The following is an 11165-nucleotide window of genomic DNA, read 5'->3' as shown; positions in this document are numbered from 1 at the left end:
CCCGGAGTTGGAGCGCGCCTGGCCGCTGCGGCCGGAACGGCTCGCCGTCATCCAGGCCTGGCGCATGCCCGACGGGGCCCGCCTCGCCGCGGCCAAGGGCGCGCCGGAAGCCATCTTCAAGCTCTGCCGGCTGGCGCCCCGGACCGTCGCCGGGCTGCACGCGGTGATCGAGGGCTATGCGGCGCGGGGGCTGCGCGTCCTGGGCGTGGCCTCGGCCGCTGCGAATGAGGCCTTTCCCGACGCTCCGGAACAGGCCGCCTTCGCCTTCGCCGGCCTGGTGGGTTTCATCGATCCCCTGCGGTCCGACGTCCCCGCCGCCCTGGCGGAGGCGCGCACGGCGGGGATCAAGGTCATCATGATCACGGGCGACCATCCGGCGACCGCCCTGGCCATCGCCGCGGCCGCGGGCATAGAGACAGCTCCCGGCGTCCTGCTGGGATCCGAGGTCGCCAGCCTGCCGTTCGAGGCCCTGTGCGAGCGGCTGAAGCAGGTGCGGGTCTTCGCCCGCATCGTCCCCGAGCAGAAGCTGCGCATCGTTGAGGCGCTGAAGGCGGACGGCGAGGTCGTGGCCATGACCGGCGACGGCGTCAACGACGCCCCCGCGCTGGAGGCGGCGCACATCGGCGTGGCCATGGGCCGGCGTGGCACCGACGTCGCCCGCGAGGCCGCCGACCTGGTCCTGCTGGACGACAGCTTCGCCTCGATCGTCGGCGCGGTGCGGCTGGGGCGGCGCATCTTCGCCAACCTGCGCCGGGCGCTTACCTACATCACCGCAATCCATGTGCCGATCGCCGGCCTGGCGCTGGCGCCGCTGCTCGTCGGCCTGCCGCCCATGCTCTTCCCCATGCATGTGGTGCTGCTGGAGCTGGTCATCGATCCGACCTGTGCCCTGGTGTTCGAGGCCGAACCCAGCGGCAAGGCGGCGATGAAGCAGCCGCCGCGGCGCGCGGACGAAACCCTGTTCGGGCCTCGCCAGATCGCGGCCGCCCTGATCCAGGGACTCAGCCTCTTCGCGGCTGTGTTCGGCCTCTACTGGTGGATCCTGCGCCACTCGCCCGCGGCGGAGAATGTCGCCCGCAGCGCCGCCTTCATCTGTCTGGTGGTCGGCAATCTGACGCTCGCCCTGGCCGATTCAGCCGCGGCCGGACGCCTGTTCGCGCCGCATCGCCGGGCCTACTGGCTGATCGTGCTCGCCGTCGCGGCGGTGCTGACCCTCATCTTCGGCGTGTCGCCTATTGCGGCGGTTCTGGATGTGACGCCGCCGCCCGCCGGGCTTCTGCTCCTCGCCGTGGCCACCGGCGTCATCGGCGGCGGCTGGACCCGGGTCGGCGCGTGGGGGGGCGGGGGAGCCCGTCGGATCCGTTCCCGGCTCGCCCGCTGAAGCCGCGGCGATCCGAATGATGACGGGCGGGCCGCAGCGTCGTCCTTGCGGACTCCGCGGGTCGGTCAGCGCTTCTTGCCGAGCTCGGCGGCGATGTCCTTGACGTTGCGCCCGGCCTTGCGGTGGGCGGCGGTCAGCTGTTCGCGGGTCACGCCCCAGCGCTTCATCCAGTGTTCGACGGCCTGACGCTCGGACAGGTCCAGACGGTCCTTGTCGATGAAGCCGCGCTTGTCCTTGAGGCCCGCCATGGTCCGCTCCGTTGTTCAGTCTGAGGTAGCGCGAAATGCGGCGGGGCGCGACCGGGCGGCGTAACTTCGTGTTTCGCGCAAAGAACCGCCCTTAACCCGACGCGGTTTCATGGGCACAAGGGGGAAACCCCTCCGATCGCATGGATATTCGATGAAAAGAGCCCGGCGCGCCCGCATCGTCGCGACCCTGGGGCCCGCCAGCCGGGCGCCCGGCATGGTCAAGGCCCTGGCCCAGGCCGGGGTCGACGTCTTCCGCCTGAATTTCAGCCACGGCTCGCACGAGGACCACGCGGCGGCGCTGAAGGCGGTGCGCGGGGCCGAGCTGGCGCTGAAGCGGCCGCTGGGCGTGCTGGCCGACCTGCAGGGGCCCAAGCTGCGGCTGGGTCGGTTCGCGGACGTCGAGATCGACATCAAGCCCGGCCACAAAATGCGGTTCGACCTCGATCCGACGCCGGGCGATGCGACCCGGGTGCAGATGCCGCATCCGGAGATCTTCCGGGCCCTGCGCACCGGCATGCTGCTGCTGCTCGACGACGGCCGGGTGCGGCTGCGGGTCAATGAGCGCAGCGACGACTGGGCCGACGTGACGGTGGAGAGCGGATCCAAACTGTCGGACCGCAAGGGCGTGGCCGTGCCGGAGGCGGTGGTGCCGGTCTCGGCCCTGACGCCCAAGGACCGCGAGGACCTGGCCTTCGCCCTCCGCATCGGCGTCGACTGGGTGGCGCTGAGCTTCGTGCAGAAGGCCGAGGACATGGCCGAACTGAAGCAGATCGTGAAGGGCCGCGCCGCCTGTCTGGCCAAGATCGAGAAGCCCCAGGCCCTGCTCGAGTTGGAGAGCATTCTCGACTATTGCGACGGGGTGATGGTGGCGCGCGGCGATCTGGGCGTCGAGCTGGAGCCCGAAGAGGTGCCGGTGGCGCAGAAGCAGATCATCCGCGCCGCCCGCCAGCGCGGCGTGCCGGTGATCGTGGCGACCCAGATGCTGGAGAGCATGACGTCGTCGCCGGCCCCGACGCGGGCCGAGGCCTCGGACGTCGCCAACGCCGCCTATGAGGGCGCCGACGCCCTGATGCTGTCGGCCGAGACGGCCTCGGGCGACTATCCGCTGGAATCGGTCGGGGTGATGAGCCGGATCATCGAACGGGTCGAGCGTGACCCGATGTGGCCCAGCCTGATGGACGCCGAACACGCGGGCATGGACGACATCGACGCCGACGCCCTCGTGGCCGCGGCGCGCAAGGCGGCGGAGGCCCAGTCGACGGCCTGTATCGTGGTGTTCACGACCCTAGGCGGGACGGCGCGGCGGATGGCGCGCGAGCGGCCGCTGCAGCCGGTGCTGGCGCTGACGCCCAATCCCGACACCGCGCGGCGGCTGGCCCTGGTCTGGGGGCTTGAAACGCGGCTGGGCAAGGAGCCCGCCTCGCTGGAGGATGTGACCGAGGACGCCGTCAACAGTGCGGTCGCATACGACATGGCGCAGCCGGGTCAGCGCATCCTGATCCTCGCCGGAACGCCCTTCGGCGCGCCGGGGGCTGCGAATCTGCTGCGACTGGCCCATGCTCCGGCGAAGGGGCGCAAATAGCGTCTGATCCTTCCTGGCCGGCATGATCAAATACATCGGCTCGAAACGCGCCTTGCTGACGCAGATCGCGACCGCGATCCGTGGCCAGCTGCCCGACGGCGGCACGGTCTGCGACCTGTTCTCCGGCAGCGCGCGGGTCGGTCATGCGCTCAAAGGAGCCGGGTTCCGGGTCTGGTCGAACGACCACAACGCCTATGCCCATACGCTCGCCACCGCCTATGTGCAGGCCGATCGCGAACGGTGGCTGGACCGCGCCGAGGCGGTGCTGGCCGAGCTTCGGACCGTGACGCCGGAAGCCGGCTGGTTCACCCGGACCTTCTGCGAGGACGCCCGCTATTTCACGCCGGCGAACGGCGCCGTCATCGACGCCATGCGCGACCGGATCGCCGCCATGGGACTGGAGCCGGAGCTGGAGGCCGTCGCCCTCGTCAGCCTGATGGAGGCGGCCGACCGGGTCGATTCCACGGCCGGTCTGCAGATGGCCTATATGAAGTCATGGGCGGCGCGGGCGCTGAAACCGCTGCAGCTGCGCATGCCCGACATCCTGCCGGGCGTCGCGGCCGGGCCGTGCAAGGCGACGCGTCGGGACGCGGTCGAACTGGCGCCCGAGGTCGAGGCCGACCTCGTCTATCTGGACCCGCCCTACAACCAGCATTCCTATCTCGGCAACTACCACTGCTGGGAGAGCCTGGTGCTGTGGGACAAGCCCGAGACCTACGGGATCGCCAACAAGCGGATCGACGTCCGCACCCGCAAGAGCGCCTTCAACAGCAAGCCCGGCATCGCCCCGGCCCTGCAGGCGGTGATCGAGGGGCTGACGGCGCCCAATCTGATCGTGTCCTTCAATGACGAGGGCTATCTGGGCCGCGACCAGCTGGTGCAGATGCTGTCGGGCCGGGGCGAGGTGCAGGTGATCGAGATCGCCCGGCCCCGCTACGTCGGGGCCCGGATCGGCATCCACAATCCCAAGGGCGAGAAGGTCGGGGCGGTGGGTCGGCTGAGGAACGTTGAATATCTGTTCGTGGTCAGCGAACGGCCGGTCAGTCTGGCGGATGCGGCGTGAGCGCGGGCGTACGGAACGGTACGGACTCCTTGGCCGTTAGGGCCGCATGGAAACGATGCCCATGCCCTCCGCCCGTCGTCTTGAACGCGTCCGCGCCTATGGCCGCGCCGCCGACGCCTTTGAAACCGTCGCCTGGCGTCCGCCGTCGGCCGCGCGGTTCGATATGCGGGTTGCCAATGATCCGGCGACGCCGGAGCCGACGCTCAGGGAGTTGATCGCCGATCTGCCCGGCTGGGTGACGGTCGTCGCCGGCGGCGTGGTCGCGGCCCTGATGGGCGCGATGCTGGGCGGGGCCTTGGCTATCTAGGCGTCCAGCAGCGCCCGGATCGGGGCCCAGCCGCGGCGGTGGGCGGGGCAGGGGCCGAGGGTCCTCAACGCCTCCTGATGCACCGGCGCATTGTAGCCCTTGTGGCCGGCGAAGCCGTAGCCGGGGTATTCCGCATCCAGTTCGACCATCAGCCGGTCCCGCGCGGTCTTGGCGAGGATGGAGGCCGCGGCGATCGACAGGGACAGGCCGTCTCCGCCCACGACCGTCTGTACGGCGCACGGCAGTTTGAAGCGATAGTTACCGTCCACCAGCGCGGCGGCGGGCTGGATCGCCATCGCCTCGATCGCGCGACACATGGCCAGCCCCGTGGCGTGCAGGATGTTGTGGGCCTCGATTTCCTCGACCGAGGCGAAACCGACGCCCCAGGCGACGGCGCGGGCCTTGATCTCGATCTCCAGCGCCTCTCGCCGGGCGTGGGTCAGGGCCTTGGAATCGTCGATGCCCGCGGGCAGGTCCGACGGATTCAGGATCACCGCGCCCGCCGACACCGGTCCCGCCCAGGGCCCGCGTCCGGCCTCGTCCACGCCGCAGACCGGACCGCCCGCGCTTTCGACCAGCACGATTTCCAGCGTCAGGGTCGGGAAGGCGCGCGCGGGCTTCGCGCCGGCCGGGGATTTCGATGGGGTCTTCACGACGCGGCCATCGCACGAACCTGGCAGTGACGGAAGCATTCGACGTCGTGATCGTTGACCATGCCCACCGCCTGCATGAAGGCGTAGACGATCACGGGACCGCAGAAGGTGAAGCCGCGCTTCTTCAGCGCCCTGGCCATGGCTTCGGACGCGGGCGTCGCGACGGGCCGGCCGTCGCTGTCGGGCCATTCATTCTGGATCGGGGCGCCGTCGACGAACGACCACAGCCATGCGCTGAAGTCCTCGCCGCTGTCGCGCATCTCCAGCCAGATCCGCGCGCCCTTGATGGCGCTGTTGATCTTGGCGCGCGAGCGGATGATGCGGGCGTCCGCCAGCAGCCGCTCGATGTCAGCCTCGCCGTAGCGGGCGATGATCTCGGGGTCGAAACCATGGAAGGCGTCCCGCATCCCCTCGCGTTTCCGCAGGATGGTGATCCAGGCCAGCCCGGCCTGGAATCCGTCCAGCACCAGCTTCTCCCAGAGGGCGCGGGCGTCGTACTCGGGCACGCCCCATTCCTCGTCGTGATAGGCGACGTAGAGCGGATCGGTCCCGCACCAGGCGCAGCGATGCAGTGAGTCGGGCATGGGCGCAGGGTAGCGGATCAGGCGCGAAAAAGGGCCGCGCCCCGGAAGGCGCAGCCTTGAATTTCAGTCGGTCCGGCCGATCAGCCCGCGGTGTAGCGGTATTCGGTGATCTGGCAGACGTTGATCCGGTAGCGGATCAGTTCGTCGCCATCGGCGAAGCGGGCCTTGAAGTCATAGAGGCAGGCGCCCGTGCCGTCGTCGATGTTGATCCGGACGGACTGGCCAGACGGCAGGACGTCCTGACCGAGAATATCTTCCTGCCAGTCATCTTGGCCCGAGTTAGAGGCGTAGAAATGGGTCATGGTGACGCCGGTGGCGTTGATGATGCGGACACGGCGGTCCTGACCGTCGTTGGACTGGAAGCCCATCGTCCCGAAGGCGACAGCGGAGATGGCGGCCGCCAGTACGGCGCGGCGTGCGAAAGCCTTGAACATATTACGGATCCTTTGAGGGATGCGCCCCCTGCGCCCATCCTGCGTACCACTGATGGGTGAACCGCGTCGAGATCGTGGCGCGAGAATTCAGCAGTTGCTGAAACTTTTCGAATCCCCCGTCAGCCGACCTCGGCGAACGCCCTGACCGGGAATGTCCCGAACGCCCTGACTTTCGGCGGGGCCGCGGTGAAGCGGAATCCGGCGTCGGGCAGCAGCTCCAGACCGCGCAGATGCTCGCAGATCGGGATGCCCGCGCCCAGCAACCGGGTGTGGACCGGCCGGGCGCGTGTGCGGGTGTCGTCGATGTTGTGGGAGTCGATGCCGACCAGCGCCGCGCCCGCATCCACGAGCAAGGCCGCGGCCGCCTCCGTCAGGAAGGGATGGTTCTCGAAATAGGCGTCGGTCCGCCAGTGGCGGGCCCAGCCGGTGTGGACCAGCACCGCCGCGCCGCGCAGGTCGAGTCCGGTGAACCGGTCGGCGCCGATCGCCTGGATGTCGGGGACGCGGACGACGAGCCCGGGCAGGCCGGCGACCCGGTCGAGACCGACGTCGCTGAGGTCCTCGCCATCGGCGTAGCGGTGGAAAGGCGTGTCCAGATAGGTGCCGGTGTTGCCGACCATCTCGATGCGCCCGATCTGGAATTCGGTCCCGGCGTCGTAGTTGGCGCGCGACGCCTCGCGGCTCAGATGGTCGCAGACCAGCGGCGCGGGCAGGCCCTTGTAGGTGATCATGCCGGCTTCGATGGTGTGACTGAGGTCGATCAGCGGCATGTGGGCGGTCCGGGTTGAGGCTGCAGAATAGTGGTCGGCCCGCCGCCTTCCGTCAAAGCACTGGACAAGCCCCGGCCAAGGCGGAACAAGCGGAGTCTCCACCAAGGAAGGATCCCCCCATGCGTATCGCCCTGTTCGCCGCCGCCGCGGCCGCCCTGACCCTCGCCGCCTGCTCGCCGCAGACCGAAGAGAACGCCGAAGCCACCGCAGACGCGGCCGGCGCCACGGTCGCCTCGGCCGCCGACGACACCGCCGCCAACGCCGAAGTCGCCGCCGACAACGCCGCCGCCGCCACCAACGAAGCCGCCGAGAACGTCGACGCCGCCATCGAGACCCCGGCCGAGACCCCCGCCCAGTAATCCACGGGCCAGACCAATCGGAGACGCGCCCGGATCAACTCCGGGCGCGTTTTTCGTTTCAGAGACCGGCCCAGTCCGGCCGTCGGACCGTGACCGGGCGTCCGTCGACCGTCAGATCCCCGTCGATCCGGTCCAGCCGCAGCAGGGCCATGGCCGCGCCGTCCCGGCCGCTCAGCACCTCGCCGGCGCGGAGCTCGCCGTTCAGCACCTCGGCGCCGAAGGGCGGCGGCGGACCGTCGAAGGCGATCGGCAGCATGCGGTTCCTGATGCTGCCGCGGCGCTTCATGCGCGAGGTGGTCTCCTGACCGACGAAACAGCCCTTCTGGAAGTCGATCCCGTTCAGCAGGTCGAAATCGGCCTCGATCGGATAGACCTTGTCGGAGGGGGCGTCGGCGGCCGGGTCGGGGACGCCGACGGCGAGGCGATGGGCCTGCCAGTCGTCTTCGGCGGCATCCGGCTCGATATCGCCAGAGAGGGATCGTGCACCGAGGCCCGGTGTCCGGGGGTCGGCGACGAACCCCTGAGGCGGCGGCCCATCCCAGGCCGCCAGGACCGGGCGATCATCCGTCTCGACCGCGACCTGCGCCCGCAGTTTGTACATGGCCAGCCGCTGCAGCAGGCTGTCGCGGCGGTCGGCGGCGACGTCGAGCACGACCGCGTCGTCCTCGCCCCACAGGAAGAGGTCGAACAGCAGCCGGCCGGGCGGCGACAGCAGGGCGCCGAAGCGGAGTTCGCCCGGCGCGAGGGTCTCGACGTCCTGGGTCAGCAGATTGTGCAGGAAGGGCCGGGCGTCCGGGCCCGAGACCCGGATCAGGGCGCGGCTGTCGAGGCGGGCGATGCGGGTGCTCATGAAGCCTAGATAGGGCGCGCCGCGCCTGTGGACCATGGCCGCTTGCCGTCTGCCGCCCCGCGAGAATCCGTATACGGTCGATCCATGGCCGGACGGTTTCCCATCCTCTACATCGCCGAGGCGGATGCGAGCGACGCCATCCTGTCGTCGGGGGTGCTCGCCTATATGGTCGAGGCCATGCCGCAGGCGAGCTTTACGGTGGTCGGATCGCCGAAGAGCGCGCCCCTGTTCGCCGATACGCCCCGTCTGGACCGGCTGATCGTGCTGGAGCGCGACAGCCGGCTGGACTGGCTGGGCCTGTGGAACAAGGTGCGTGAGACGCGCTGGGGTCTGGTCGTCGATATGCGCGGCACCACCCTGTCGGCCAAGCTGAAGCGGCAGAAGCGCGCCGTGCGCGGGGCCTGGGAGGCCGGGGTCCATGCGGTCGAACAGGCGGCGCGGGTGCTGCAGCTCGAGGACGTTCCGGCGCCGAAGCTGTTCGTCTCGGAAGCGACCCGCGCCAGGGCGGCCGCCCTGATCCCGGAGGAGGATGTTCCCCTGCTGGCCATCGGCCCCGGCGCGGACTGGATGGGCAAGGTCTGGCCGTCCGAACGCTACGCCAAGGTGGCGGTCGCCCTCGTCGGCGACGGCGGGCCGCTGGAGGGCGGGCGGGTGATCGTCGTGGGCGACGAGAATGCGCGCGACACGGCCCATGTCGTCCGCCTGTCGCTGCCGCGCAACCGGGTGACCGAATTGCAGGGGCGGTTGGGCCGGCTGGAGACGGTCGCCGCCCTGGGCCGGGCGGCGCTCTATGTCGGGGCGGATACGATCTGGACCGACCTGGCCGTGGCCGCCGGAATCCCGGTGGTCGCGGCCTTCGGGCCGTCGGACGAGGTCGAGCACGGACCCTGGGGCGGGATCGCCGTGCGCGGCCCGCGCTCGGTCGACGAGTTCCGCAAGATCGATCCCCATCTGAACCAGGCCATCCAGCATATGAACGACCTGCCGGCGGACCGGGTGCTGAAGGCGGCGATGAAGCTGCTGGAAGAGCGCGCCTCGGCCTAGAACCTTCGGTCGGGCGGGGCTAAGGGACGAGGCATGACCCAGACATACGACCTGATCGTCCGCGGCGGCGAGGTGGCCAATCACGCGGGCCGCGGCATGGCCGACGTCGGCGTGATCGACGGGCGGATCGCCTTCATCGGCGACCTGTCGCAGGCCTCGGCGGGCGACACCGTGGACGCGAAGGGCCTGACGGTCCTGCCCGGCGTCATCGACACCCAGGTCCATTTCCGCGAGCCGGGGCTGGAGTGGAAGGAGGACCTTGAGAGCGGCTCGCGCGCGGCCGCCCTGGGCGGGGTCGTCGCCGTGTTCGAAATGCCGAACACAGAGCCCTCGACGACCGACCCGGACGCCCTGGCCGACAAGCTGGTCCGGGCCCGGGACCGGATGTGGACCGACCACGCCTTCTACATCGGCGGCACCCACGACAATGCCAAATACCTGGCCGAGCTGGAGCGGCTGCCCGGCTGCTGCGGGGTCAAGGTCTTCATGGGGGCCTCGACCGGCACCCTGCTGGTCGCCGACGACGACGGGGTGCGCGAGGTGCTGCGCCAGGTGAGGCGGCGGGCGACCTTCCATTCCGAGGACGAGTACCGGCTGGTCGACCGGCGCCCGCTGGCGCGCCAGGGCGACTGGACGAGCCATCCGGAGGTGCGTGATCCCGAGAGCGCGATCATGTCCACCCGGCGTCTGGTGCGCCTGGCCCGGGAGACCGGCGCCCGCATCCACGTGCTGCACGTGACCACGGCCGAAGAGGTCGAGTTCCTCGCCAACCACAAGGACGTGGCGACGATGGAGCTGACGCCGCAGCACCTGACGCTGGACGGAGACGAGGCCTACGAGCGGCTCAAGGGGCTGGCGCAGATGAACCCGCCGATCCGCAACAACTACCACATCGCCGGCCTGTGGCGCGGCATCGAGCAGGGCGTCGCCGACGTGCTGGGCTCGGACCATGCGCCGCATACGCTGGAGGAAAAGGCCCGGCCCTATCCGGCCTCGCCTTCAGGGATGCCGGGGGTGCAGACGCTGGTGCCGGTGATGCTGACCCATGTGGCGAACGGGCGGCTGAGCCTGGACCGGTTCATCGACCTGACCTCGCACGGGGCCAACCGGGTGTTCGGCATCGCCGGCAAGGGCCGGATGGCCGAAGGCTATGACGCCGACCTGACGATCGTCGATCTGAAGGCGAAGCATGTGATCCGCCACGCCGACATGGCCAGCCGCTGCGGCTGGACGCCGTTCGACGGCTTCGAGGCCACGGGCAAGGCCGTGGCCACCATCGTCCGGGGCCGGGTGGTGATGAAGGACGGCGCGCTGATCGGTTCGGCCCACGGCCGGCCGGTGCGCTTCCAGGAGACGTTGGCCTAACGCGGCTGCAGGATGAAGCCGGCCACGTCGTCGACGACGCCGGGCGCCAGCGGCAGGGTTGGATTGCTGTAGGTGGCGATGTTGGCGGCGCGGTCGGCGGGGGCGGTCTTCAGCAGGTGGTTGACGCCCTCCCAGATCCTCAGCGTGGCGTCGGGCCGGGCGGCGGCGAGGGCCTCGGCGTCGGTCAGGCCCACCTGGATGTCCGTCGTGCCCTGACCGATCATCACGGGCCCGTCCCAGGCGGCGACCAGCGCCGCGGGGTCCAGCGGCAGCCACGAGATCATGTAGGGCTGGACCGAGGGGCGGAACAGGGCCGCCAGTGGGGGCGGAACGTCCGTCACCGGGCGTCCGGCCTCGAGCTCGGCGAGGATGGCCAGCGCCTGGCCCCGCAAGGGTTCCGGGGCGTTGGCCAGTTGCTCGCGCAGGACGGCGCCGATCGGCCGGCCCGCGCCGGACAGCAGGACGAGGCCGCAGACCGCGTCGTCCCCGCCGGTCAGGGCGGCCAGGGCGACCAGCGCGCCCTCG

14 protein-coding genes are annotated in these 11165 nt (G+C 70.3%); 7 read left to right on the top strand and 7 right to left on the bottom strand.

Annotated elements, in window-relative coordinates; translation table 11 throughout:
* On the top strand, window positions 1-1381 hold a 1381-nt coding region (locus QQJ79_RS13495; protein WP_284223436.1), incomplete at its 5' end, for a cation-translocating P-type ATPase.
* Between the two features lie 65 nt (window positions 1382-1446).
* Here QQJ79_RS13495 and QQJ79_RS13490 read toward each other — a convergent pair.
* The gene (locus QQJ79_RS13490) at window positions 1447-1629 is read right to left on the bottom strand and encodes a DUF3606 domain-containing protein (RefSeq protein ID WP_055828753.1); all 183 of its coding nucleotides are present in this window, start codon (window positions 1627-1629) and stop codon (window positions 1447-1449) included.
* Window positions 1630-1780: 151 nt separating this feature from the next.
* Between QQJ79_RS13490 and pyk the strand changes: the two genes are divergently transcribed.
* From pyk to QQJ79_RS13475, 3 genes are all read left to right on the top strand, one after another.
* The gene (pyk, locus tag QQJ79_RS13485) at window positions 1781-3211 is read left to right on the top strand and encodes a pyruvate kinase (protein ID WP_284223435.1); all 1431 of its coding nucleotides are present in this window, start codon (window positions 1781-1783) and stop codon (window positions 3209-3211) included.
* Between the two features lie 22 nt (window positions 3212-3233).
* Complete coding sequence (locus QQJ79_RS13480; protein WP_284223434.1) at window positions 3234-4274, top strand: DNA adenine methylase; 1041 nt, start codon at window positions 3234-3236, stop codon at window positions 4272-4274.
* Between the two features lie 61 nt (window positions 4275-4335).
* Window positions 4336-4581: a hypothetical protein gene (locus QQJ79_RS13475; protein ID WP_284223433.1), complete on the top strand. Its 246-nt coding sequence runs from the start codon at window positions 4336-4338 to the stop codon at window positions 4579-4581.
* Here QQJ79_RS13475 and rnhB read toward each other — a convergent pair.
* The 4 genes from rnhB to QQJ79_RS13455 all read right to left on the bottom strand — a co-directional run bounded on the left by rnhB (window position 4578) and on the right by QQJ79_RS13455 (window position 7022).
* Window positions 4578-5273, bottom strand: a complete 696-nt coding sequence (gene rnhB, locus QQJ79_RS13470; RefSeq protein WP_431307602.1) for a ribonuclease HII — start codon at window positions 5271-5273, stop codon at window positions 4578-4580. The two genes, QQJ79_RS13475 and rnhB, sit on opposite strands and share 4 nt — an antisense overlap.
* Window positions 5231-5818, bottom strand: coding sequence for a DNA-3-methyladenine glycosylase I (locus tag QQJ79_RS13465; RefSeq protein ID WP_284223432.1), 588 nt, complete (start codon window positions 5816-5818; stop codon window positions 5231-5233). Before QQJ79_RS13465 ends, rnhB begins: the two co-directional genes overlap by 43 nt.
* 80 nt (window positions 5819-5898) lie before the next feature.
* On the bottom strand, window positions 5899-6252 hold the full coding sequence (locus QQJ79_RS13460) for a hypothetical protein (RefSeq protein WP_284223431.1): 354 nt from the start codon (window positions 6250-6252) through the stop codon (window positions 5899-5901).
* Between the two features lie 119 nt (window positions 6253-6371).
* Complete coding sequence (locus QQJ79_RS13455; RefSeq protein WP_284223430.1) at window positions 6372-7022, bottom strand: cyclase family protein; 651 nt, start codon at window positions 7020-7022, stop codon at window positions 6372-6374.
* Window positions 7023-7141: 119 nt separating this feature from the next.
* On the opposite strand from QQJ79_RS13455, the gene QQJ79_RS13450 reads away from it, so the two are divergent.
* Window positions 7142-7381 (top strand): hypothetical protein, encoded by a 240-nt coding sequence (locus QQJ79_RS13450; protein WP_284223429.1) that lies wholly within the window; start codon window positions 7142-7144, stop codon window positions 7379-7381.
* A gap of 58 nt (window positions 7382-7439) precedes the next feature.
* Here QQJ79_RS13450 and ygfZ read toward each other — a convergent pair whose 3' ends face one another.
* Entirely contained in the window at window positions 7440-8231 is a 792-nt protein-coding gene (gene ygfZ, locus QQJ79_RS13445; protein WP_284223428.1) for a CAF17-like 4Fe-4S cluster assembly/insertion protein YgfZ, read from the bottom strand.
* Between the two features lie 84 nt (window positions 8232-8315).
* Here ygfZ and QQJ79_RS13440 point away from each other — a divergent pair, with 84 nt between their 5' ends.
* A complete protein-coding gene (locus QQJ79_RS13440; protein WP_284223427.1) occupies window positions 8316-9275 on the top strand; it encodes a glycosyltransferase family 9 protein in 960 nt (319 codons plus the stop codon).
* Window positions 9276-9308: 33 nt separating this feature from the next.
* Window positions 9309-10640 (top strand): dihydroorotase, encoded by a 1332-nt coding sequence (locus QQJ79_RS13435; RefSeq protein WP_284223426.1) that lies wholly within the window; start codon window positions 9309-9311, stop codon window positions 10638-10640.
* Here QQJ79_RS13435 and QQJ79_RS13430 read toward each other — a convergent pair.
* Window positions 10637-11165, bottom strand: a 529-nt coding sequence (locus QQJ79_RS13430; RefSeq protein ID WP_488798464.1) for an alpha/beta fold hydrolase, incomplete at its 5' end; no start/stop codon positions are given. The two genes, QQJ79_RS13435 and QQJ79_RS13430, sit on opposite strands and share 4 nt — an antisense overlap.

Source organism: Brevundimonas denitrificans, from assembly GCF_030160755.1.
In the GTDB taxonomy this organism is placed as follows: Bacteria; Pseudomonadota; Alphaproteobacteria; order Caulobacterales; family Caulobacteraceae; genus Brevundimonas; species Brevundimonas denitrificans.
Note: the sequence above shows the minus strand (reverse complement) of the source record. Positions and strands in the feature narration are given on the sequence as shown.

Bases quoted from the DNA above. Each gene is read 5' to 3' on its own strand.
- QQJ79_RS13455 (WP_284223430.1), bottom strand. From the start codon at position 7,022: ATGCCGCTGATCGACCTCAGTCACACCATCGAAGCCGGCATGATCACC.
- QQJ79_RS13435 (WP_284223426.1), top strand. From the start codon at position 9,309: ATGACCCAGACATACGACCTGATCGTCCGCGGCGGCGAGGTGGCCAAT.
- QQJ79_RS13475 (WP_284223433.1), top strand. From the start codon at position 4,336: ATGCCCTCCGCCCGTCGTCTTGAACGCGTCCGCGCCTATGGCCGCGCC.
- QQJ79_RS13440 (WP_284223427.1), top strand. From the start codon at position 8,316: ATGGCCGGACGGTTTCCCATCCTCTACATCGCCGAGGCGGATGCGAGC.
- QQJ79_RS13480 (WP_284223434.1), top strand. From the start codon at position 3,234: ATGATCAAATACATCGGCTCGAAACGCGCCTTGCTGACGCAGATCGCG.
- ygfZ (WP_284223428.1), bottom strand. From the start codon at position 8,231: ATGAGCACCCGCATCGCCCGCCTCGACAGCCGCGCCCTGATCCGGGTC.
- QQJ79_RS13465 (WP_284223432.1), bottom strand. From the start codon at position 5,818: ATGCCCGACTCACTGCATCGCTGCGCCTGGTGCGGGACCGATCCGCTC.
- rnhB (WP_431307602.1), bottom strand. From the start codon at position 5,273: ATGCTTCCGTCACTGCCAGGTTCGTGCGATGGCCGCGTCGTGAAGACC.
- QQJ79_RS13460 (WP_284223431.1), bottom strand. From the start codon at position 6,252: ATGTTCAAGGCTTTCGCACGCCGCGCCGTACTGGCGGCCGCCATCTCC.
- QQJ79_RS13450 (WP_284223429.1), top strand. From the start codon at position 7,142: ATGCGTATCGCCCTGTTCGCCGCCGCCGCGGCCGCCCTGACCCTCGCC.
- QQJ79_RS13490 (WP_055828753.1), bottom strand. From the start codon at position 1,629: ATGGCGGGCCTCAAGGACAAGCGCGGCTTCATCGACAAGGACCGTCTG.
- pyk (WP_284223435.1), top strand. From the start codon at position 1,781: ATGAAAAGAGCCCGGCGCGCCCGCATCGTCGCGACCCTGGGGCCCGCC.